Source organism: Gottfriedia acidiceleris (assembly GCF_036421055.1).
Lineage (GTDB): Bacteria > Bacillota > Bacilli > Bacillales > Bacillaceae_G > Gottfriedia > Gottfriedia acidiceleris_C.
Map to the genome: position 1 here is coordinate 174,421 of NZ_JAZGQS010000001.1, position 22,359 is coordinate 196,779.

General features: G+C 32.2%; 17 protein-coding genes and 2 pseudogenes. 13 read left to right on the forward strand and 6 right to left on the reverse strand.

Features of this window, described 5'->3' with window-relative positions:
• The first annotated feature begins 7 nt into the window (after positions 1 to 7).
• From metE to abc-f, 3 genes are all read left to right on the forward strand, one after another.
• Positions 8 to 2,296: a 5-methyltetrahydropteroyltriglutamate--homocysteine S-methyltransferase gene (metE, locus tag RAH41_RS00790; protein ID WP_331219894.1), complete on the forward strand. Its 2,289-nt coding sequence runs from the start codon at positions 8 to 10 to the stop codon at positions 2,294 to 2,296.
• 16 nt (positions 2,297 to 2,312) lie between these two features.
• Positions 2,313 to 2,807, forward strand: a complete 495-nt coding sequence (locus tag RAH41_RS00795) for an acyl-CoA thioesterase (RefSeq protein WP_331219895.1) — start codon at positions 2,313 to 2,315, stop codon at positions 2,805 to 2,807.
• 408 nt (positions 2,808 to 3,215) lie between these two features.
• Positions 3,216 to 5,048: a ribosomal protection-like ABC-F family protein gene (gene abc-f / locus RAH41_RS00800; protein WP_331219897.1), complete on the forward strand. Its 1,833-nt coding sequence runs from the start codon at positions 3,216 to 3,218 to the stop codon at positions 5,046 to 5,048.
• Between the two features lie 173 nt (positions 5,049 to 5,221).
• Here abc-f and RAH41_RS00805 read toward each other — a convergent pair whose 3' ends face one another.
• Positions 5,222 to 6,040, reverse strand: coding sequence for a YitT family protein (locus RAH41_RS00805; RefSeq protein WP_331219899.1), 819 nt, complete (start codon positions 6,038 to 6,040; stop codon positions 5,222 to 5,224).
• A gap of 165 nt (positions 6,041 to 6,205) precedes the next feature.
• Here RAH41_RS00805 and RAH41_RS00810 point away from each other — a divergent pair, with 165 nt between their 5' ends.
• Positions 6,206 to 7,723, forward strand: a complete 1,518-nt coding sequence (locus RAH41_RS00810) for an aldehyde dehydrogenase family protein (protein WP_331219906.1) — start codon at positions 6,206 to 6,208, stop codon at positions 7,721 to 7,723.
• A 147-nt stretch (positions 7,724 to 7,870) separates the two neighbouring features.
• Positions 7,871 to 8,143 (forward strand): hypothetical protein, encoded by a 273-nt coding sequence (locus RAH41_RS00815; RefSeq protein ID WP_331219908.1) that lies wholly within the window; start codon positions 7,871 to 7,873, stop codon positions 8,141 to 8,143.
• Positions 8,144 to 8,313: 170 nt separating this feature from the next.
• Here RAH41_RS00815 and RAH41_RS00820 read toward each other — a convergent pair.
• Both RAH41_RS00820 and RAH41_RS00825 read right to left on the reverse strand, forming a co-directional pair.
• Positions 8,314 to 8,689: pseudogene (locus RAH41_RS00820) on the reverse strand (enoyl-CoA hydratase).
• A 97-nt stretch (positions 8,690 to 8,786) separates the two neighbouring features.
• Positions 8,787 to 9,113, reverse strand: coding sequence for a YnfA family protein (locus RAH41_RS00825; RefSeq protein ID WP_331219910.1), 327 nt, complete (start codon positions 9,111 to 9,113; stop codon positions 8,787 to 8,789).
• A gap of 173 nt (positions 9,114 to 9,286) precedes the next feature.
• On the opposite strand from RAH41_RS00825, the gene RAH41_RS00830 reads away from it, so the two are divergent.
• Both RAH41_RS00830 and RAH41_RS00835 read left to right on the forward strand, forming a co-directional pair.
• Entirely contained in the window at positions 9,287 to 10,687 is a 1,401-nt protein-coding gene (locus RAH41_RS00830; protein WP_331219912.1) for a PQQ-dependent sugar dehydrogenase, read from the forward strand.
• Positions 10,688 to 11,044: 357 nt separating this feature from the next.
• Positions 11,045 to 11,521: an NUDIX hydrolase gene (locus RAH41_RS00835; protein ID WP_331219913.1), complete on the forward strand. Its 477-nt coding sequence runs from the start codon at positions 11,045 to 11,047 to the stop codon at positions 11,519 to 11,521.
• Between the two features lie 133 nt (positions 11,522 to 11,654).
• Here the strand turns inward: RAH41_RS00835 and RAH41_RS00840 are convergent, their stop codons facing one another.
• Positions 11,655 to 11,780 (reverse strand): GapA-binding peptide SR1P, encoded by a 126-nt coding sequence (locus RAH41_RS00840; RefSeq protein ID WP_331219914.1) that lies wholly within the window; start codon positions 11,778 to 11,780, stop codon positions 11,655 to 11,657.
• Positions 11,781 to 12,334: 554 nt separating this feature from the next.
• Between RAH41_RS00840 and RAH41_RS00845 the strand changes: the two genes are divergently transcribed.
• Both RAH41_RS00845 and RAH41_RS00850 read left to right on the forward strand, forming a co-directional pair.
• A complete protein-coding gene (locus RAH41_RS00845) occupies positions 12,335 to 12,805 on the forward strand; it encodes a UPF0158 family protein (protein WP_331219915.1) in 471 nt (156 codons plus the stop codon).
• Positions 12,806 to 12,857: 52 nt separating this feature from the next.
• A pseudogene (locus RAH41_RS00850) lies at positions 12,858 to 13,175 on the forward strand (LysE family translocator); the annotation flags it as partial.
• Between the two features lie 96 nt (positions 13,176 to 13,271).
• On the opposite strand, the gene RAH41_RS00855 reads toward RAH41_RS00850, so the two are convergent.
• Entirely contained in the window at positions 13,272 to 13,793 is a 522-nt protein-coding gene (locus tag RAH41_RS00855) for a hypothetical protein (RefSeq protein ID WP_331219916.1), read from the reverse strand.
• 203 nt (positions 13,794 to 13,996) lie between these two features.
• Between RAH41_RS00855 and RAH41_RS00860 the strand changes: the two genes are divergently transcribed.
• Positions 13,997 to 15,034: a M42 family metallopeptidase gene (locus RAH41_RS00860; protein ID WP_331219917.1), complete on the forward strand. Its 1,038-nt coding sequence runs from the start codon at positions 13,997 to 13,999 to the stop codon at positions 15,032 to 15,034.
• A 355-nt stretch (positions 15,035 to 15,389) separates the two neighbouring features.
• On the opposite strand, the gene RAH41_RS00865 is transcribed toward RAH41_RS00860, so the two are convergent.
• A complete protein-coding gene (locus RAH41_RS00865) occupies positions 15,390 to 16,286 on the reverse strand; it encodes a L,D-transpeptidase family protein (protein ID WP_331219918.1) in 897 nt (298 codons plus the stop codon).
• Positions 16,287 to 16,664: 378 nt separating this feature from the next.
• Here RAH41_RS00865 and RAH41_RS00870 point away from each other — a divergent pair, with 378 nt between their 5' ends.
• The 3 genes from RAH41_RS00870 to RAH41_RS00880 all read left to right on the forward strand — a co-directional run bounded on the left by RAH41_RS00870 (position 16,665) and on the right by RAH41_RS00880 (position 22,201).
• The gene (locus RAH41_RS00870) at positions 16,665 to 18,293 is read left to right on the forward strand and encodes an alpha-glucosidase (RefSeq protein ID WP_331219920.1); all 1,629 of its coding nucleotides are present in this window, start codon (positions 16,665 to 16,667) and stop codon (positions 18,291 to 18,293) included.
• Positions 18,294 to 18,677: 384 nt separating this feature from the next.
• Complete coding sequence (locus RAH41_RS00875; RefSeq protein ID WP_331219921.1) at positions 18,678 to 20,414, forward strand: ABC transporter ATP-binding protein; 1,737 nt, start codon at positions 18,678 to 18,680, stop codon at positions 20,412 to 20,414.
• A complete protein-coding gene (locus tag RAH41_RS00880) occupies positions 20,414 to 22,201 on the forward strand; it encodes an ABC transporter ATP-binding protein (RefSeq protein WP_331219922.1) in 1,788 nt (595 codons plus the stop codon). Before RAH41_RS00875 ends, RAH41_RS00880 begins: the two co-directional genes overlap by 1 nt.
• The last annotated feature ends 158 nt before the right edge of the window (positions 22,202 to 22,359 follow it).

Sequence of the window (22,359 nt, forward strand, 5' to 3'; positions counted from 1 at the left end):
GGAAAGAATGACATGCATAAGTAATCTGGGATATCCGAGAATTGGTGAAAATCGTGAATGGAAAAAAACGTTAGAAAGCTTTTGGCAAAATAAAATTAATGAAGAAGAATTTGAAAAAGAAATGAAATCACTGAGATTAAGCTCAATAAAGAAACAACATGATTTAGGTGTGGAGCTAATTCCTGTAAATGATTTTACGTATTATGATCATGTGTTAGATTTTGCGACTATGTTTGGTTGGATTCCTAGCCGATTTGGTGACATAAATGAAAGACCAAGTCTAGATACATATTTTGCATTAGCAAGAGGGAGTAAAAATATCGTAGCTTGTGAAATGACGAAATGGTTTAATACAAACTATCACTATATCGTTCCTGAATATAATAAAGACAAGCAATCAAGATTACTATTCAATAAGCCATTAGAAGCTTACAAAGAGGCACTAGTTGAGCTTGGCATAAAAACGAAACCTGTCATTCTAGGAATCTATACATTTGTACAGTTAGCTAAAGGTTACCAAGAAGAGGAAAAACGAAACATAATTAGTAATTTAGTATACCTTTATATTCAAATGCTTAAAGAGCTTGAGAATGAAGGTGTTGAGTGGGTCCAAATTGATGAACCATGTTTTGTGTTAGAAGAATCGAGCGAAGATATTCGTTTTATGAAAGAAGTTTATGAGCAAATTGCTAAAGCTGTACCTTCATTATCAATCATGCTTCAAACATACTTTGAAGCGGTTGAACAATATAAAGAACTAATTTTGTTCCCAGTAGCTGGCATTGGTCTTGATTTTGTACATGGTAAAGATGGAAATTTACAGTCGATTATGGAATACGGATTTCCAAATGACAAAGTACTAGGTGTTGGAATAATTAATGGACGTAATATTTGGAGAAATGATTTAAATGATTCCATTGATTTTTTAAATTCTCTCAAAAAAGAAGTAAATCCAAAAGATTGGTGGATTCAACCGTCATCTAGTTTGCTTCATGTACCAGTTACAAAAATTGAAGAGAATTTCTTAAATGAAACATTATTCGAGGCATTATCATTTGCCGATGAAAAATTAAAAGAGTTAGTTTTACTAAAAAGTTTATTTATAAATAAAGCGAACATATTTGAAAATGAAGTTAAATATGTAAGCAATTGTTTAGTAAATTTAAAACAGCTTAGCGAAAAAAATCACTCAACACGTAATGAATTGGATTCAATTAATGAAGAAGATTTTAGAAGACCAGTACCATTTCATTTAAGATATCCATTACAAAATAAAGTAATGAATTTACCGGTTTTACCAACGACAACAATTGGAAGTTTCCCTCAAACGAAGGAAATTAAACAAATAAGACAGCAATGGCGGAAAAAAGCAATTGATGAATCAGAATATATGGATCAAATAAAATTAAAAATTAAAGAATGGATTGAAATTCAAGAAAATATTGATATGGATGTATTAGTACATGGTGAGTATGAGCGTACTGATATGGTTGAATATTTTGGTGAGAAACTTGAGGGATTTGCATTTACGAAAAAAGCATGGGTTCAATCTTATGGATCACGCTGTGTTAAACCGCCAATTATTTATAGTAAGGTCGAATTTACAAAGCCGATTACTGTAAATGAATCTGAGTATGCTCAAAGCTTAACAACTAAACCAGTCAAAGGGATGTTAACAGGTCCAGTTACGATATTAAATTGGTCATTTGTCCGTGAGGATCATACAAGAGAGGAAATAGCAAATGAAATTGCATTAGCTTTACGTAAGGAAGTAAAAGCACTTGAAGCTGCTGGCATTTCAATTATTCAAGTTGATGAACCGGCAATTCGAGAAGGTTTACCTTTGAAGCGAAAAGATTGGGATCAATATTTACATTGGGTAACGAGAGCATTTCGTTTAGCTACTTCAAGCGTTCGAAATGAAACGCAAATACATACACATATGTGTTATAGCAACTTTAGCGATATTATGGAAACAATTATTGATCTAGATGCAGATGTTATTTCAATTGAACATGCAAGAAGTCATCAAGAATTTTCTGCTTATTTATCAGACTCCCCTTATCCATTTGGAATTGGTTTAGGCGTGTATGATATTCATAGTCCGAGGGTACCGTCAATTGAGGAAATGGAAGAAAATATTTTAAGTTCATTAAAAGTTTGTGATGCAAATAGATTTTGGGTTAATCCAGACTGTGGTTTAAAAACGCGCAATGAAGCTGAGGTAATAGATGCCTTATCAAACATGGTAAAATCTGCGAAAAAAGTCCGACAAAAATATTATTCAATTATTTAATGATAGGGTGAAATCGATGAATGGTAGATATGTAAAAGAATCTAGAGTATTTGATAGTAGTAGAATATTTCCAACTGATTTAAATAACCATGGTACATTATTCGGAGGAAAAATGCTTGCCGCAATGGACTTAATAGCCTCTATTTCAGCCACAAAGCATTCAAGAATGGAATGTGTAACCGCATCGATGGATTCAGTAGAATTTTTATGTCCAGTTCGAGAAAGTGACTGCATATATTATGAATCGTTCGTGATCTTAACAGGATCAAGCTCAATGGAAGTATTTGTTCGAGCAACTGCCGAAGACCTACTTTCAGGTGATAAAAGAGTTGCTGCAACATGTTTTGTAACTTTTGTTGCACTTAAAGATGGAAAACCACATAAAGTAGTAGAGGTTATACCGGAAACTGAGGAAGAAGTTAAATTACAGCAATTAGCATTTAAGCGATTAGAAAGTCGCCAATTAAGAAAGAAATTGAGTAAGGAATTGGCATTAATTTGGAAAGAATAAAAAGAAAGCATTGAAATCATACTAAAAGTAAGCTAATATGTAATTAATAATTTTAAGGAGGCATCAAATTTAGACACTATGTACAATATCCGATAACTTTTTAAGCTAACGAATTTTATAGCAAAAAAGTACTCTGCCTGAAATCAGAGAAATTGGATAACTATGTCTATTTTTTGAGCCCATAATTAATATTAAATTAATCCATTGTAGTAAATTGCACGGGTTTATTTACTATTACATTTCATTTGAAATATAAACAACGTATATATTTTTCATATATACTCGGCTTATTAAATCACATCCAATTTACACACAGGCAGATACTGCTTGTGTGTTTTTATTTTCTCTCGTTTTAAGGATGGAATTATAAGAGAGAATGATATTTTAAAATCGGATGGAGTGAAGTATATGTTTATTATAAAAGCAACGAATATAGAAATAGAATTAAATGGAAATACAATATTTAAAAATGGAAACTTAGACATAAAAGAAAGTGAAAGGGTAGCATTAATTGGTGAAAATGGAGTTGGAAAATCAACATTTATTAATGCCCTATTAGGTAATATTCCATTGAAAAAAGGAATGCTGCAAATTCACTATTCAAAAGATGAGATTGGTTGGCTTTTAACAGATGAAGAGAATCAGGAAATTTTGTTGGCAAGGGAAGTGATCGAATCATTTGATCAAGAGCGATATTTCATTAAAAAGAATTTAGAAAAGTATTTACTTGATTTGTCTAATGAAGAAAATCTCGCTAAATATAACGAGAGTTTAAGTAAATATTTAGAATTAGATGGCTATGATTGGGAAACAAAAATAGATCAAGTTTTGAAGAAATTTCAATTACCGCAAGAGTTATGGAATATCCCGTTTAGTCATTTAAGTGGTGGGCAAAAAACAAAAGTTAAATTGGCTAAAGTAATGATGAAGCAACCAAAGCTTTTAATTTTAGATGAACCAACAAATCATTTGGACACTGAGTCAATTAAGTGGTTAACGGAATGGTTACAGAACTTTAAAGGTAGTGTTCTTTTTATTTCGCATGAACGACAATTCATTGATGATGTTGCGACTGTTACAGTTGAATTAACTGAAAATGGTACATTTAAGTATAATGGTGGCTATTCAACATATAAAATACAAAAAGAACATGAGCGAAAAACCCAGCAAGCACAATATGAAAAACAAGAAGCAGAAAAGAAAAAACTTATTGAAACAATTAATCAATATAAACAATGGTTTACAAGCTCGCATAATGCTGCTAGTGAACGAGATCCATTTGCTAAGAAAAAAGCAGCAAAGAACGCATTAAGATTTAAATCTAAAGAAAAGGATTTAGATCGATTAGAGAAAAGAAAAGTCGAAAAACCAAAGGAAGTAAAAACAATTTCAGCGAGCTTTGAAAATGAATCATTTTCAGCAAAACAAATGATCACAATTGAAGGTGTTAATTTTTCATATGATGAAAAATCGTTATTTAACCAAGTGGACTTTATATTAAATCGAGAGGATCGTTTAGCTGTAATCGGAAAAAATGGTTCTGGAAAATCTACATTTTTAAAATTATTAACAGGATTATTGATTCCTAATAATGGATCTGTAAGGCATAATCCACAATTAAAAATAGGTTATTTTATGCAGGAGCTTGAAGCGTTAAATGAGGATTCAACAATTTTAAATGAAATTTTATCACTACCAAATATGACTGAAACAGAAGCAAGAACAATTTTAGCATGTTTCCTTTTTAGAAGAGAGGATGTATACAAAAATATCGCTCAACTAAGCATGGGTGAGAAATGTAGAGTTGCTTTCGTAAAGTTATACTTTTCTGATGCTAATCTACTAGTGCTTGACGAGCCAACAAACTATTTAGATATTCACACGAGAGAAAGAATTGAAGAAGCATTAGCTGCATATCCTGGAGCAGTAGTTGTAGTGTCACATGATCCTTATTTACTAAAAAAGGTCTCAAATCGAGTAATTCATATTGAAAATGGAAATCTTTATGAATTCAAAGGATCTTTTGCGGAATGGAACGGTAGACAGAACATCTCAAACGATCGACAAACTTTATTAAATGAACGAATTAAAATACAACTAGAAATAGCTGCAATGAATGCAGAAGAAAAAGATACGGATGAAGAAAAGAAAGTTCAAATTTCACAAATCGTTAAATTACAAAAGGAACTAGATGGAATAAATGAAAGGTTAAGTGTAGATATAAAAGGAAAAACAATATAAAATAGATTTACAATTCGACTTAACCATTTAATTTCATATAATAACAGATAAAGATGTTACAGACTATTGAAATATGATAACGATTTAAATAAATGGACTAAAGTGCATAAAAAAAACAAATCACTTAAGTTTGAGTACTTAACGCGATTTGTTTTTTGCTTTTCCTAAACCTTTTAACTTGCTTTCAACACATCATTTACATCATGAATAACGACAAACGCTTTTGGATCAATTGTGTGAATTATTTTTTTAAGTTCAAATAGTTCTTTATTATTAAGAATAATGTATAAGGACTCTTTTCTTAGGCCAGAGAAGTGGCCTTTTGCAGGATAAATCGTTACGCCTCGATTCATTTCATTTGATACGATTTGTGCAATTTCATTTGCTTGATCGGAAATAATCGTAATCGCTTTTTTAGGATTTAATCCTTCCATAATAAAATCTAAAACTTTAATACCGATATAAATAGAAATAACAGTATATAACGTTTTCTCAAAGCCGATGACAAAATAACCACCTAAAACGACAATTAGATCAAATAATAGTAAAGATTTGCTAATACTCCACCCAAATGATTGATGAACCATTTGAGCAAGAACCGTCGAACCACCTGTTGTACCACCCGCACGAAAGACAATTCCTAACCCTAGACCAATTAAGACACCTGCAAAAATAGTACCTAGTAAAGTTTCACTAGTTGGTACGCCATAACCGTCGGTAATACGTAAGAAAAATGAAATCGCTACGATTGAAATAACTGTATAAATTATTAGTTGTTTCTTTAAATATTTATATCCAATTATTAACAAGGAAGCATTTAGAACAAAATACACCACATCAGGTGACCAGTTAAATAGATAATAAGTAATCATCGTAATACCGGTAAAGCCACCTTCAGCTAATTTATTCGGTATGGCAAAGAAGTTAACACCGACTGCAAATATAGCTGATCCAACAAGGAGATATAAAATATCTACGAAGTTTTTACGCACAGTTACCCCTCATTTTCTATCAGATTTTTTTCACTTCTATCATTCTACCGAATAATAAGTTTTGAATCAAAATATTTCTATTAAACAAATTATTTATTATTAGTCATAGTAATATCCACATTTTCATAGGTTTATAAAGAGACAAGCTATTAAGGGGGAATAATTATGGTATTTGCTACACCTGGAAAATCTGGTTCATTAATTACGTTTAAAAATCGTTATGACAATTTTATTGGTGGGGAATGGGTACGACCAGTAAGGGAACAGTATTTTGGAAATGTATCGCCTGTAACTGGACAAGTCTTTTGCGAGGTAGCTAGATCCACTTCCGAAGATATCGAAAAAGCACTAGATGCAGCACATGGTGCAAAAGGTAAATGGGGGAGAATGTCAGTAACTGAGAGGGCAAATATTTTACATAAGATTGCTGATCGTATGGAAGCGAATAAAGAATATCTTGCTGTCGCTGAAACTTGGGAAAATGGTAAACCTGTTCGTGAAACTTTAGCCGCAGATATTCCATTAGCAATTGACCATTTCCGTTATTTTGCCGGATGTATCAGGTCGCAAGAAGGATCACTCGGTGAACTTGATGGTGATACAGTTGCATATCATTATAAAGAGCCATTAGGGGTAGTCGGTCAGATTATTCCATGGAACTTTCCAATTCTAATGGCTGTTTGGAAGCTTGCTCCAGCCCTAGCTGCGGGGAATTGTGTTGTACTAAAACCGGCTGAGCAAACGCCAACTTCAGTATTAGTTTTAATGGAACTAATTCAAGATTTATTGCCACCTGGAGTTGTTAACGTTGTAAACGGATTTGGACTTGAAGCAGGTAAACCATTAGCTTCAAGTGATCGAATTGCGAAAATTGCATTTACTGGTGAAACTTCAACTGGCCGATTAATTATGGAATATGCTTCAAAGAATTTAATTCCTGTTACATTAGAATTAGGTGGTAAATCTCCTAATATATTCTTTGAAGATGTAGTAGACAATGAAGAGTTTTTCGATAAAGCACTTGAAGGCTTTACGATGTTTGCTTTAAATCAGGGAGAAGTATGTACATGTCCTTCAAGAGCGCTTATTCATGAATCAATTTATGAGGAATTTATGGATAGAGCAGTAAAGCGTGTTAAAGCGATTAAACAAGGAAATCCATTGGATCCTGAAACAATGATTGGTTCTCAAGCTTCGCACGAGCAATTGAATAAGATCTTATCTTATTTTGAAATTGGAAAGAATGAAGGTGCTGAAGTTTTAGTTGGTGGTAGTCGCAATGTGCTGGATGGAGAATTGAAAGATGGTTTTTATGTAAACCCGACCATTTTTAAAGGGAACAATAAAATGAGAGTATTCCAAGAAGAAATTTTTGGTCCTGTTGTTTCGGTTACTACATTTAAAACAAAAGAAGAGGCATTGGAAATCGCTAACGATACATTATATGGATTAGGAGCGGGTGTATGGACACGTGATATGGATACTGCTTATCGATTCGGACGCAACATCGAAGCAGGTAGAGTTTGGGTAAACTGCTATCACGCATATCCTGCGCACGCAGCCTTTGGTGGATATAAAAATTCAGGCGTAGGTCGTGAAACACATAAAATGATGTTGGACCACTATCAAAATACAAAGAATTTGCTAGTTAGTTATTCACCGAGTAAACTAGGATTCTTTTAATAACTTTTACACTCTAGTATTCATTTACTGGAGTGTTTTTATTTAAGTTGAAAGAAGACATTAAAATAATATTTTCTAAAATCCATACATAAAAACTAGTAGCTATTTAATATGTTAAATAAAAAGTATAAATTGGAGGGACTAAATATGTTAGAGCTAGTAATCTATGTATTGATCATTATAGTACTGTATAGTTTCATTCAATTATATTTAAACCGAAAGTGGAAGTTAATCTATACTACGTTTGGATATGAAAACTATTTTATCATTATTGGTAAATTGAAGAAGAATGGAATTGAGTATAAAACGAAATTACCGATGAATTTTAATGGTAAGAGATTTAATGAGAATACACAATATGATATATATGTAAAAAAAGATATAGAACATTTGGCATTACAGTCTTTATATCAAAATTGATAGATATTATTACAATAACAATCAAATTTTATGAAAAAATATGTAAATTTCCACTGCAAGAAGCTCGCTTTCAAGGGGTGAGATTTAGCTTCCTAGTTTGTTAGCAAAGTAACTTTTAAATTTTGGCTAATAATTTCCTATAGGAAGCGAGCATCCTTTTAAATATAAGGTTATAATATTACTCCAGCAAAGTTTCCACGTAATACTTGTTTATTCTTCTGATTTGTACATAAGAAGGATGACATGATTGATATTCTATTAGCTTGTTTTTCAAATTTCTCGATTGTAACTTCACAGGTTATTGTATCTCCTGAGTAAACTGGGCTTAAAAATTCGAAATTTACCGTTCGTGCTAGTACGTTGTGATCTCCACCTATTTTAGTTGGTAAAGTTTGGAGTTAACAAACCTTGAATGACAAGTCTTCCTTGTTCATCAGGCGTGATATGATGTGCGCCTGCATCACCAGAAACCTTCGTAAACAATTCAACATTTTCAACTGTAAAAGTTCGTTCAAATGTAATAATATCGCCTACTTGTAATGACAATTTTTTCACTCCCAAAAATAAAAGTATTAATTCTCTTAATTAATAGTTCAATTTCTTATCATACTATCCTTCAAGATCGTTAAATAAATGGCAATAATTAATTACGGGGTGCCCATAAAATTACAGACACACCGATTAAACAGATTGCTGCACCAATCCAATCATAAAAATCAGGTGATTTTTTATCGACACCCCAGCCCCATAAGATTGAAAGAACGATAAATACGCCTCCATAGGCAGCATAAACTCTACCAAATGATGGGAAAATTTGAAACGTTGCAATGACACCATAAAGTGCCAAAATAAGCCCTCCTATTAATCCAAAATATGCAGATTGACCTTCTCTTAGCCATAACCATATAAGGTATCCTCCACCAATTTCAGCTAAACCGGCTAATAAAAAAACAAATATTGCAGTTATCAAAATTACTTCTTCCTTTCAATTAAAATATGTTCCTTATTTTAACAATAAAGTATAAAAGAAACTATATTTCTATTTTGTATATCATCGTTCTTAGAAATGAATTTCGGTACTAATAGAACTATTCCTATCATAATTTTGTAGAAGAAAATAATATGAAGGAGGTGTAATGTTAGTTGTTAAAAGTTAAAGTAAATTTACGTCCCGTTGTTAGTAAGATTAATTTACCGACTGTTTTGAAAACAGCTATTCTTCCAGGCGATTCAATTGAAAGACTCTTTATCGCAACACAGGTAGGAGAGATCTTTTACATAGGAAATGGAGAAATCAGGACTTTTTTAGATATTCGCCCTCGGGTATTAAAATTAGGTGAAGAGGGAGGCTATGATGAACGCGGATTGCTTGGGCTAGCATTTCATCCTAATTTTTATCATAATGGGTTGTTTTATCTTCATTATTCAGTAGCTGGTTCTCAGGGTCCAGGTGCTCTTTCTACCCATTTTAAACCTAATCCGTGTGATCCTAAAACATTAAATCTAAAATGGCTAAATAGGGAAACTAAATATAATCATATTGATACAGTTGAAGAATGGGTTTTACAATCAAATGGTCAGCCACAAAAACGACGGACATTATTGAACATCAGAAGACCATTCTTGAATCATAATGGTCTTAATACCTTAAATTTTTCACCTGAAACTAGTAAACTTGTTTTAACAACAGGAGATGGTGGATCGGGCTATGATCCGTTTAATTTAAGCCAGGACAACTTGGAAATTGCGGGTAAAATAATTGAAATTGATGTAGGGAAAAATATAAACGGCAATAATCCCCCTATTGTCACTCGATTTAATGAACTTCCAACAAGTATTCAGGAAACTCTTACAGTAATGGCTAAAGGTGTTCGGAATATAATGGGTATTTCCTATCAAAGATTTTATAATCAATATATCAAATATGTAGGGAATGTCGGTCAGGACTTGGTGGAATCGCTTTTTTCATTTGTTCACTATAAACCTATACCAGTTTCACAGTTAATCCACATGAATTCTGAAGCTGAAATGGAAGGATTTATTAACTTCGGCTGGAGAGGCTGGGAAGGTGCTTTTCCGACCTCAACAATAGAAGGTTGCGCTGAAAATTCAGATTTGGATAAGAAAACAATAGCTTATTACAATGAATCAGTAACACTTTCAGCCAGCCGTCTTCAGCCTTTAACTAGCTATTTTCATAAAGATCCAAGACATGATAAATTCGAAGGAACTGCACTTACAGGAGTCCAAGCATACATGGGGAATGAAATACCTAGTTTAGCTGGTAGCGTCGTATTTACCGATTTGGTACGAAAGGGATCTCAAGCACAAGTTAAAGGAGTTTTAGCTTATACGAAATTAAGACCAGATGGTAAACAAAGTGATTTCAGTGTTATACAAACAGATTATGACTTTGGATCTCAACCGGCCTATTTTGTAGGTTTGGGAACGAATTTAAATCAAACAAAAATCTATTTAGCCGTTTATGGTTCGATGAAAGTGACTGATTTAAACATGGGAACGATTTTTGAAATTGTACAGTGACTTTTAGAATTTTGTCTTTTATGAGTTTATCTATTATGTAGATCATTATAACATTCCAGTTGTTGTAAGGATAAGTCGATCTAAATTTTTGACTGAGAGAAGTAACGTTTGTATCTTTTCCGTATACAAATGTTACTTCTCTTTTTGTTTATAGTTAAAGCTACTGACTATATAAGGAATTTAATTAGTAAAATCCTTCTGTAAACCCTACTTTTTTGTTTAATAGTTTTAAAGAGAGCTACCGGATTTTCAGAATGTAGCTTGTTTTTTTGAAGTAATTGTCAGTTATGTGGAATAAAATGGAATTGTTTGATACAGTAGGATTAAACATATCATCGCATACTGGGGAGAAAATCAATGGGATATATTATGGATTTAAGAAAAGTTGTCGGTAGTCGACCTATCTTAATGGCAGGTGCAAATGTTATTCTACTAGATTCAAAAAAGAGGGTATTATTACAATTAAGAAAAGATAATAAGACTTGGGGATTACCTGGTGGGTCATTAGAGTTGGGAGAAAATTTAGAAGAAGTAGCTAAAAGAGAATTGAAGGAAGAAACTGGACTAACAGCATTGAATCTTGAGTTTTTTAATATTTTTTCTGGGAAAGAATTTTATTATAAATATCCTCATGGAGATGAGGTGTATAATGTAATTGCGACTTATCTTTGTACTGAATATACAGGTCAATTAGAGAAAGAAGAAAGCGAAGTGCTCGAGTTAAACTTTTTTAGTTTTGACCATCTTCCAACAGATATTAATCCACCCGAACTTCCTATTTTAAATTCGTTTAAGGATTCCAACTATTTAGAAAATAGAATTAAGACCAAATAAAGATAAAAAAGGATCTTTTTGTAAGATCCTTTTTTCATTTTCAATTATATATTTTGATATTTTGTTAAACCTTTAAAAATTAAGTTAATTTTTAATAAAGGTCTAGATTACAATATTAGCTTTTTGTTTTATGTTATTTTGTAGTTGAAGTTGCAGCTTCGTTTTTGCAGTTTTCGCAAGTTGAATAGATTTTCACAACTTTTTTATACTCCGCGTATTCAATCGTTTCTTCGCATTCTTTACAGATTAAAATTTGCATTAGAAACACCTCCTAAACCCACTATAACACGTTCGAATCACGATTTCTCCAGGGACTTTACCCACCCTGTGGACGTGAATTGTCCCAGTTGAAAAAACGTTGAAATAGCAAGGTTTGCAAGCAGAAATGGACTTGAAAAAATTTTTTATCGTTTTAAAAAAAACAAAAAATAGTATCGTGTGATTCTGTTTCTGGTATCAATTCTGTCCATGAAAAACAAATAACAATTTATCTATTTTTTTATCTATTTTTTTATTTTAATTAAAGGCTATTTGAAAAGTTAGTTGTTGAAGGGGGAGGTTATCCGTATTTGAGCCAAATAGCCGTTGGTTAGCTCAGATTGTTTCCAGTTTCATTATATTTATTGGTTATATAATGATTGCTTCTTTTACAAAAGGAAAACAGACTTGCATGAAATTAGCAAATACTTATGTAGTGTATAAATAAAGTAAGCTTTTTAAGAAGGAAAGTGCATTCATTTATAGAACTATCAAGTATAATTATTGAAGTAAAACAACTGATTTGACTAATAAAAAATAAGTAGGTGATTCTTTATGACAAATAAAGCAAAGATAAAAGATATTATTGAAGAATTGGAAATGCAAATTGATGGTTATCGTTCATTTGTAAAGATAAAAACTGGTGAAGTTTTTTCGGTTGCTGAAGAGGATCTTATTGATGCTGAAGATGAAAAGCCTATAGATGATGATTTACAAGATTGGCAGGTAGAAAATTTAGAAATCGCAAATGAAATTGTGGGAAATTTTGAGGACTATAAAGAATTACCTTCAAAATATGAAATTGATGAATATAAAATGATGAAAGACTTTTGTTTAACAGTTAAAGATGAGAAAATACAAAACTTATTACTTATAACAATCGAGGGAAAAGGCGCATTTAGAAGATTTAAAGATGTAGTTATAGAGTTAAATATTGATTTGGATTGGTATAGTTATCGTGACAGACGCTATAAAGACTTAGCAATCGCATGGTGTCAAAAAAATGATATCGAATACATAGATTAGGAATTTTAAAAAATTAGAGTTGAGAGATTCGTGCCAGTTTGATTCTAAAGTCAATCAATTAAATATTCGCAAAGTATACATGCAAGGAATGTTGACGAGTCTTACAAATCCAAAAGTATCTTTATTTTTTCTTTCGTTTCTTCCTCAGTTCATCGATACAAACGTCTCAGGTCCTATTCCTTTTCTAATCTTAGGTCTGACTTTTACATTTACAGGTTTGTTGTGGTGTTTATTTGTTGCGTATTTTTCTTCGTATTTTACAAAAAAACTAAGAGGAAACCGAAAAGTTGGCATAGTATTAAACAAACTATCAGGAATAATCTTTATTGGCATGGGGATCAAGCTTCTTCAAACAAAATCTCTTAACTAAATTTATTAAAGCTTAGATCCCCCCTAAAACAATTAAAATGTAAAAAATTCCTTCAGTTCTCGCTGAAGGGATTTTTTACGTTTTCTATGTAATTAGTTAGTTTTGCAGAGCCAATCTTCTAAAAATAAGTAAAGTAATTTCAACCCAGAACCAGCAATAAAAGAAAGAAAATAATAAAATAATTAGAACAGTATTGATTGAAAAAGTATCAGAAAAACTCGGCCCTAAGACTGGAAAGTGGAAAAGAAATAATAGATTCATAATACCTAACATTAAAAGAGTCGCTCCAGCCGCAATAATTGATAATCTCTTTTTAAAAAAGTGAAAAGCTAAGCCTGTACCAAGTCCCAATAATCCTGTTGTAAAAGGAAAGACAATTAGTTCAGTTGGCTGTAAAATGAATAACAACATAATTGTTAGAAAATAGGATTTTACTCCATCAGTTACGGAAAACATGGAACATAATAGAATGGGTGCGGTGGCGAGGGGACTTAAAAATAATCCTATACCTGGTAATAGGCCACCTGCAGCTTGAAAAAGTGCAGCAATACAAGCAAATATAGATGCTAAAATAAATTTTTTGGTTTTATTATGTTTAGTGAATTTTAGTTGAAACAATCGGACCTCTTCAGTGATTGGTTTAAAAAAATACACATTTTCACCTCATTTAATTTTCGATATACATCATTTATATGAGAATAATCACATAGCAATGCGACAAACATGTTAAGGCAGGACGATGTATTGATAACAAACATAAATAAATGTATGATAAATACATTAAGAATTGCATGAAAATTTCAAAATTGAGGGGGAAAGCTATGAATATTAAAATTGATAAAGAATATGTACTACAAACCGCAAAACAATTACTAGAGTTTAATAGCCCAAGTGGTTTTTGCTTTGAAATTATGGAGTTAATTCAGTCTTGGACAAATAGTTTAGGATATGATTTTGAAACGACTAATAAAGGTTGTGGCGTAATCACAATTCCAGGTAAAAGCAATGAGCAAGTCATCGGATTATCTGCACATGTTGATACATTAGGGGCAATGGTTCGATCAGTTACAAGTAAAGGTACTTTAAAATTTACAATTATTGGAGGACCAATCGTACCAACACTTGATAGTGAATATTGTCAAATTAGAACACGTGATGGGAAAATATATACAGGTACATTTTTATCGACAAGTCCTTCAATTCACGTATTCGAAGATAGTAAAACAAAAAAACGTGACCCAGAAAACATGGAAGTTCGTATTGATGAATGTGTTAAGTCAAAAGAAGATGTATTAAATCTTGGAATTTGCCCAGGGGATTTTATTTTCTTCGATCCAAAAACGACAATTACTGAAAGCGGATTTATAAAATCAAGATTTATTGATGATAAAGCAAGTGTGGCATGTTTAATTGGCTTACTTGAATTATTTAAAAGAGAAAAAATTGTACCTACATACACAACAAAATTATTTATTTCAACATATGAAGAAGTTGGTCATGGTTCTTCTTATATTCCATCTGATATTACTGAATTAATTTCAGTTGACATGGGTTGTATTGGAGATGATTTAAGCTGTACTGAATACGATGTCTCGATTTGTGCAAAAGATTCTGGTGGACCATATGATTACAATATGACGACTGATTTAGTCAACTTAGCAAAAGAAAATGAACTTAGCTATGCAGTAGATATCTATCCAATGTACGGCTCTGATACAGTTGCTGCTTTACGAGGAGGACAAGATATTCGTGGCGCGTTAATTGGACCAGGTGTTCATGCTTCTCATGGTATCGAAAGAACGCATTATAGTGCGATGGAAAGTACGATGAAATTATTGTACTTATATTTAACAAAGTAATCATATAAAAGGGGCAGTCCATTGGGACGCCCCTTTTTTTATCTCTAGTACGAGGTATTTATTATTTTAAGTTGAAAAAATGGAGCTTTAGTGAAGAATTTAGCAAAATTTTTATTCTATAGAGTATATATACTAGTTTTCATTTAGAAAGGATCTGTTATTGTACAAGATTTAGTCCAAAAAACCTTAACTGGTATGGGTAATAGTTTAATTTAATTGTGATTCTATGGTATTTAATTGCAGTTTTGCTAAATTTAATTGCGATAACCAGATTTTATTTGCAGTCCACCTTTTTTTCACTATTAAAAAACAAGGCTTCCATTAAAAGTTAGACTTACTGATACCCTCTACTAGTTTAATAATTTAATTTTTGAACGCCATTTAATCGACTATCAAAACGGTCTTCACCATTCGTTTTTATATTTTTCTTTAATGTAAGTGTATAAAAATAAGCAGATACTAACTCACGGTTTTTTTCATGGAGTTTGTCTAATAATAATTTTTTTGTACTAGCACCAACAACGCCATCACTAGTTAAGCCATGATCTAGTTGGAATGCTCTTACTGCCTGATCTGTGCCTTTAGCAAAATAGCCATCGACCCCGTTTGTTGAGTAGCCTAATTTTGTTAATGTATCTTGCAGCCATTCAACCTCTGAACCCACACTTCCAAGTTGTAAACTAGTAGGAATATCTGTTGGTTTTGTTACAACAACACTTCCAGAATCATCATCAAATAAATGATTTGCAACGGCGATGTCTTGGAACGATTGGTTAGATGAAGTGATTAAAACAGTAGCACCTTTTTGAACACGATCATATAACCATTCTACTTCCTCGTCATACATTCGCACACAACCGTGACTAGCATAAGTTCCTATCGAACTTGGATTATTATTCCCGTGGATTGCATAGGTTGTACCCCATGTCCCTCTAGCATTTAAACCTAACCACCGATTACCAAGCGGATTTCTCGGATCACCCCCAGGAATATTCTCTTTATAATAAGGGCGATTAACAATTTTAACGACGATTTTAAACTTGCCTTCAGGAGTTAGATCCTGATTCTTGCCGGTTGCAACTTTAAATACTTTTACCAATTTACCATTTTCATAAAAAGCTAATCTGTTAATTGATTTATTAATAATGATAAATTGTGAAACAGGTTTTGTTTCTGCGGCGAAAGATTGAACAAAAGAAGTGCTCAAAAATAAAAGTAGTACTAATAAAAATAGTAACAAGCGCTTAAACAAAATTTTCACCCCAACAATATATAGAAAATACATAGCTTTATATATTATGAAAGGATCGCTTGTCCTATCTAATAAAATTACAAATTACGAAAAAAATAGATTAATTCAAAAACTAGAATAGGTAAAACGATATAAAAAATGTAAATGGTTGCATTAATGAACAATCTTGTTAAAATAGAAAATGTAAGCGGTTAAATAAGGTATATAAATAAGTGTTTTTTAAAACTAGGGCGCTTTTAATACAAATGAATGCACACGATTGCACAGGTTTGTAAAAGGGTTTGAATGATTTAAAATTTCACATACCATAATTATTTAGAAATGACAATTAAATTTTTTAGTTTTTAAGATTGATACATAATCTAGGAGGCAATTTAAATGGAGAAAAAATGGTGGCATAATAGTGTAGTTTATCAAATATATCCTAGAAGTTTTATGGATAGTAATGCTGATGGAATCGGTGATTTAAGAGGAATAATTGAAAAGCTGGATTATTTAAAGCTTTTAGGAATTGATGTTATTTGGTTGAGTCCTGTATATAAATCTCCTAATGATGATAATGGTTATGATATTAGTGATTATTGTGACATTATGGAAGAGTTCGGAACAATGAATGATATGGATGAATTAATTTCTGAAGCAAATAATCGAGGGATTAAAATCGTAATGGATTTAGTCGTGAACCATACATCTGATGAGCATCCGTGGTTTATTGAGTCTCGCAAGAGCAAAGATAACCCATATAGAGACTATTATGTTTGGAGAGATCCTGTGAATGGCAGTGAACCAAATGACATTCCTTCTGTGTTCAGTGGCAGTGCATGGGAATATGATGAACAAACTAGACAATATTTTTTGCATTTATTTAGTAAACGGCAGCCAGATTTAAACTGGGAGAATCCAAAAGTCCACGAAGAAGTATATAATATGATGAACTTTTGGCTTGATAAAGGAATTGGTGGATTCCGAATGGATGTAATTGATTTAATTGGGAAGATTCCAGATCAAGAGATTACAGCAAATGGTCCAAAGCTACATGAATATTTGCAAGAGATGAATAAAAAGACTTTTGGAAATCATGATGTCCTAACTGTTGGTGAAACTTGGGGAGCAACTCCAGAAATTGCAAAGCTTTATTCGGATCCTGCTCGAAATGAATTAAGTATGATTTTTCAATTTGAGCATATTGGTCTTGATCAACAAGAAGGTAAAGAAAAATGGGATTTAAAGCCATTGAATTTGTTAGAATTAAAAGAAGTTTTTAATAAGTGGCAAACAAAGCTTGATGGAAAGGCTTGGAATAGCCTGTTCTGGAACAATCATGATTTACCACGAATTGTTTCTAGATGGGGGAATGATAAAGAATATCGTATCAAAAGTGCGAAAATGCTGGCTACAATCCTTCATTTAATGCAAGGTACACCATATATTTATCAAGGTGAAGAAATAGGAATGACAAATATTCGATTTGAAAGCATTGATGAATATGATGATATTGAAACGAAAAATATGTATCATGATCGAATTTCAAAAGGATTCAAGCACGAAGACATAATGGAATCGATTTATTCAAAAGGTAGAGACAATGCACGTACTCCAATGCAATGGAATGGAGAAAAGCATGGAGGTTTTACAAAAGGTAAACCTTGGTTAACAGTAAATCCGAATTTTACTAAAATAAATGTCGAACAATCGATAAACGATCCAGATTCAATTTTTCATCATTATCGCAAGTTGATTCAATTGCGAAAAGAAAATCCTGCAATTGTTTATGGTTCTTTCGAAATGCTTGCTGAAAAGGATAATAAAATATTCGCATATGAAAGACAGTATAATGGTGAAAAATTCTTAATTGTAGCAAACTTTACAAATGAGGAATCAAAATTTACTCATAGTAATAGCTATGAAGAAGTAAGTATAATTTTAAGTAATTATAAAGATTCAAGTTTACCGGGTGTGAATAAATATTTAAGACCGTATGAAGCGATCGTGTATAAAATTAAATAAATAAATAAATTATTAAAAATTGTTTGACATTTCAAAGTCCACTCGTATATGATAAGAATATCAAATAAGAAGGAGGTAGGTTAACATGATGATTGTAAGAAAATTAAACGCTGTAGCATCACATAATTTCATAATGATTATGAACCCTATCTCTACGCAGGACGGACCACGTTGAAACATAGATTTCAATTGACGATCTAGCCATGGGTTTATATTACCCATGGCTTTTTTGTGCCAAAAATAAACGGTTCATAACTGTTTATTTTTGGGCGAAACGTTTCTTTATGGCCATGGGGTATGGAAAATATTCCCATGGCCTTTTTTTGTCAAAAAAAGTGGAGGGTTGCGTAGAGTTAGGTTAATTGATACAAGGGAGGTATAAATTTGTCTCGAATTTTAAAATATGTCTTTAGACATAAGCTTTCATTTATTATTGGTTCAATTTCAATGGTTTTAGTAATAGGTGTGGATCATTTAATTCCTTATTTACAAATGATTCTAATCGATGATGGTATTACGAAAGGTAAGGCATCTGTTGTCCTACCAGTAATTGGAGGTATTATAGGTGTTACAATCATTAAATCAATTTTTGGTTATGTGAAAGAATATTTATATGACTTAGTAAGTTCAAAGGTTCATGAAGATATAAAAAATGATATGTTCAAGCATATACAAAGTTTTGAATTTAAGTATTTCGACTCGATGAATACGGGTGAATTACTTTCGAGAATCAATGAAGATGTGGAAAATATCTGGCAAACAATTGCGTTTGGTTTAAGATTGTTTGTTGAAAACATTATTTACTTTACTGTCAGTACGGTTATCTTATTTGTTATTAATTGGAAGTTGGCACTAATCTGTTTAGTAATCATGATCCCAATTGGATATATGGGGACGCGTTTAAATCGCTTACTTAATAAAGGTTACGGTAAAATAAGTGACCATACAGCTGAAATCAATACAACAGCTCAACAAAACATTGCCGGTGTAAGATTGGTAAAAGCATTTGCTAGAGAAAAGCATGAGACGTTGAAATTTTTGAAAATGAATCGTGGCTATTATGATTTAAATATGGCTCAAGCTAAAACAATGCGTAAATATTTTCCTAATATTGAATTTTTAACAAATATTGCGCTTGTCGCAATGATTATTATCGGTGGATATTTCGTTTTACAACAAAGTATGACACTAGGTGAACTAGTAGCATTCAGTGGATATATTTGGAACTTAATTTGGCCGATGAGAATGCTAGGCTGGCTAACAGATGTACTTTCTAAAAACCAAGCTTCTGCGAAGAAGATTTTTGAAATTTTAGATCGTAAAACAGCAATCAAAAACAAAGAAGGTGCATACACACCTAATCTTGTTGACGGTTCAGTGGAATATAAAAATGTAAGCTTTAAATACAATGATGAAATTGTTTTAAAAGATATTAATCTATATATTCCAAGCGGTAGTAAAGTAGCGATTATGGGAACGACAGGTGCCGGGAAATCTTCAATTCTTCATCTGATTGGTCGTTCATACGATGTGGATGAAGGTGAAGTTCTAGTAGATGGCGTTAATGTTAAAGATTTCAATCTAACATCATTACGTCAAAATATGTCTCTCGTTTCTCAGGATACTTTCCTTTTCTCAGATACGATTGAAAATAATATTAAACTAGGAAACCCAGAAGCTACAATGGATGAAATCCGTGATGCTTGCCGTATTGCTTGTTGTTTAGACTTTATTGAAGAGCTAGAGGAAGGGTTCAACACGGAAATTGGTGAACGAGGAATTGGTTTATCTGGTGGGCAAAAACAACGTATATCAATTGCTCGCGCATTACTAAGAAATGCTCCGATCCTAATTTTAGATGATGCAACTTCTGCATTAGATATGGAAACGGAATATGAATTATTACACAATTTAAATAAACGCTTCTCACATAGTACAACATTTATCATTGCACACCGTATTTCAGCAGTAAAAAATGCCGATGTCATTTTATTTGTTGAAAATGGAGAAATCGTTGAAAAAGGAAATCATAAACAATTACTTGATAAAAAAGGAAGATACTTTGAAGTCTACGAAGAACAATTCAAAGATTTTGAAACAGTAGAAAGCGGGGTGGTTTAATGGCACAAAATACGATAAATCGTGATGAAGACCAACTAAATCGGAGTAAAACTGAGCTTATACTTAGGCTCGGGACTTATTTAAAACCTTATAAATTAAAAACATTTACCGTTATTTGTTTAATGCTATTTGTAATGGTAATTGGGATATTAAACCCATATTTACTAAAGGTAGCGATTGATACAAATATTAAAAATCACGATGTAAAAGGGCTAATAATAATTGGAGCAGTACTATTAGCACTAAATTTCTTAGCAATGATTGCTTCAAAAATACGTTGGACGATGATTAGTTCCGTAACGAATAATATTTTAGTTAATATTCGTCATGAGCTATACACACATATTCAAAAACTATCATTTACGTTTTTTGATAATCGACCTGTTGGAAAAATTTTGGCTCGAGTAATGGGGGATATTAGTGCTCTCCAAAATTTATTCAACCAAAGTATTCAAACATTAATTCCGGAATTATTAAGCTTAGTTTGCGTCACAGTCGTCATGTTTATCTTAAATGTAAAACTTGCAATCGCATCTGTATCAATTCTTCCATTTTTAGCAATTGCTATGTTTTATATTGAAACACGTGCACGTAAAAGATGGGATGATTACAGAAAGAAACGTTCAAATTTAATTGCGTTTATACATGAAGATTTTTCAGGAATAAAAGTCGTTCAATCCTTTGCGAAAGAAAAAGATAAAGAAAAAGACTTCAAAGAAAAGGTTTCTGAATTAATGGGATCATTCATGAGAGCAGTAAAAATGAATGACTTCTTCTGGCCATTAGTAGAGCTTTCTTGGGGTGTTGGTACTGTAATTGTATTTTATGTTGGATATAAGCTTGTAACTAGTCAAGATATTGAAGTCGGAACATTAATCGCATTTTCAATGTATATTGGCATGTTCTGGCGTCCAATTATGAACTTATCAAACTTTTATAATACATTAATATCAAACTTCTCGGCAGCTGATCGTATTTTTGACATCATGGATATCGATCCAGAAATTATTAGTGAAGAAAATGCACCTCCAATTGGACGAATTAATGGTGAAGTTCAATTTAGAAATGTGACTTTTGGTTATGATGAAAACTCTACAGTCTTAAAAAATGTGAATTTTACAATAAATCCTGGTGAAAAAATTGCATTAGTAGGTGCAACTGGGGCAGGAAAAACGACGATTGTTTCACTTTTAAGCCGATTCTATGATCCTTTAAAAGGTGAAATTTTAGTAGATGGAAACGATATTAAAAAAGTAGATTTAGAATCCTTTAGAAGTCAAATGGGAATTATGCTACAAGATACATTCCTATTCTCAACATCGATTATGGAAAATATTCGATACGGTAAATTAAATGCTACAGATGAAGAAGTAATTGCTGCAGCTAAAGCAGTCCACGCTCATGACTTTATTATTAAAATGGAGAATGGGTACGATACTGATGTAAACGAGAGGGGCTCAAGACTTTCATTAGGTCAAAGACAATTAATCTCATTTGCTCGTGCTCTACTAGCTGATCCTAGAATTTTGATATTAGACGAAGCTACTTCCAATATCGATACACATACAGAAAAGCTTGTCCAAAACGGAATTGAAAAGTTATTAGAAGGTCGTACTTCATTTGTCATTGCCCACCGATTATCAACAATCCGTGACTGCGACAAAATTATGGTAATCGGAAACGGAAATGTTGAGGAAAGCGGTACACATGAAGAATTATTAAGATTAAAAGGACATTATTATAAGCTATACATGGCGCAATATAGCTTCATTAATGATGGAGCATAATTGATTTGTTTTGATTAGATTGGGGCTGTCTCAAAAGTCAGGTTAACTGACACATGAGCGGCCCTTTCTTTATTGGAAAATGTACTAGTTCAAACTTTGAGGCTATTTCAACGGAGTTTTTTTATTTGCAGTTAATTTAATCAATCTTATATAAGAGT

Coding starts and splice junctions, on each gene's coding strand:
- RAH41_RS00860 (WP_331219917.1), top strand. CDS start 13,997: ATGAATATTAAAATTGATAAAGAATATGTACTACAAACCGCAAAACAA.
- RAH41_RS00870 (WP_331219920.1), top strand. CDS start 16,665: ATGGAGAAAAAATGGTGGCATAATAGTGTAGTTTATCAAATATATCCT.
- abc-f (WP_331219897.1), top strand. CDS start 3,216: ATGTTTATTATAAAAGCAACGAATATAGAAATAGAATTAAATGGAAAT.
- RAH41_RS00810 (WP_331219906.1), top strand. CDS start 6,206: ATGGTATTTGCTACACCTGGAAAATCTGGTTCATTAATTACGTTTAAA.
- RAH41_RS00815 (WP_331219908.1), top strand. CDS start 7,871: ATGTTAGAGCTAGTAATCTATGTATTGATCATTATAGTACTGTATAGT.
- RAH41_RS00795 (WP_331219895.1), top strand. CDS start 2,313: ATGAATGGTAGATATGTAAAAGAATCTAGAGTATTTGATAGTAGTAGA.
- metE (WP_331219894.1), top strand. CDS start 8: ATGACATGCATAAGTAATCTGGGATATCCGAGAATTGGTGAAAATCGT.
- RAH41_RS00880 (WP_331219922.1), top strand. CDS start 20,414: ATGGCACAAAATACGATAAATCGTGATGAAGACCAACTAAATCGGAGT.
- RAH41_RS00835 (WP_331219913.1), top strand. CDS start 11,045: ATGGGATATATTATGGATTTAAGAAAAGTTGTCGGTAGTCGACCTATC.
- RAH41_RS00840 (WP_331219914.1), bottom strand. CDS start 11,780: ATGCAAATTTTAATCTGTAAAGAATGCGAAGAAACGATTGAATACGCG.
- RAH41_RS00845 (WP_331219915.1), top strand. CDS start 12,335: ATGACAAATAAAGCAAAGATAAAAGATATTATTGAAGAATTGGAAATG.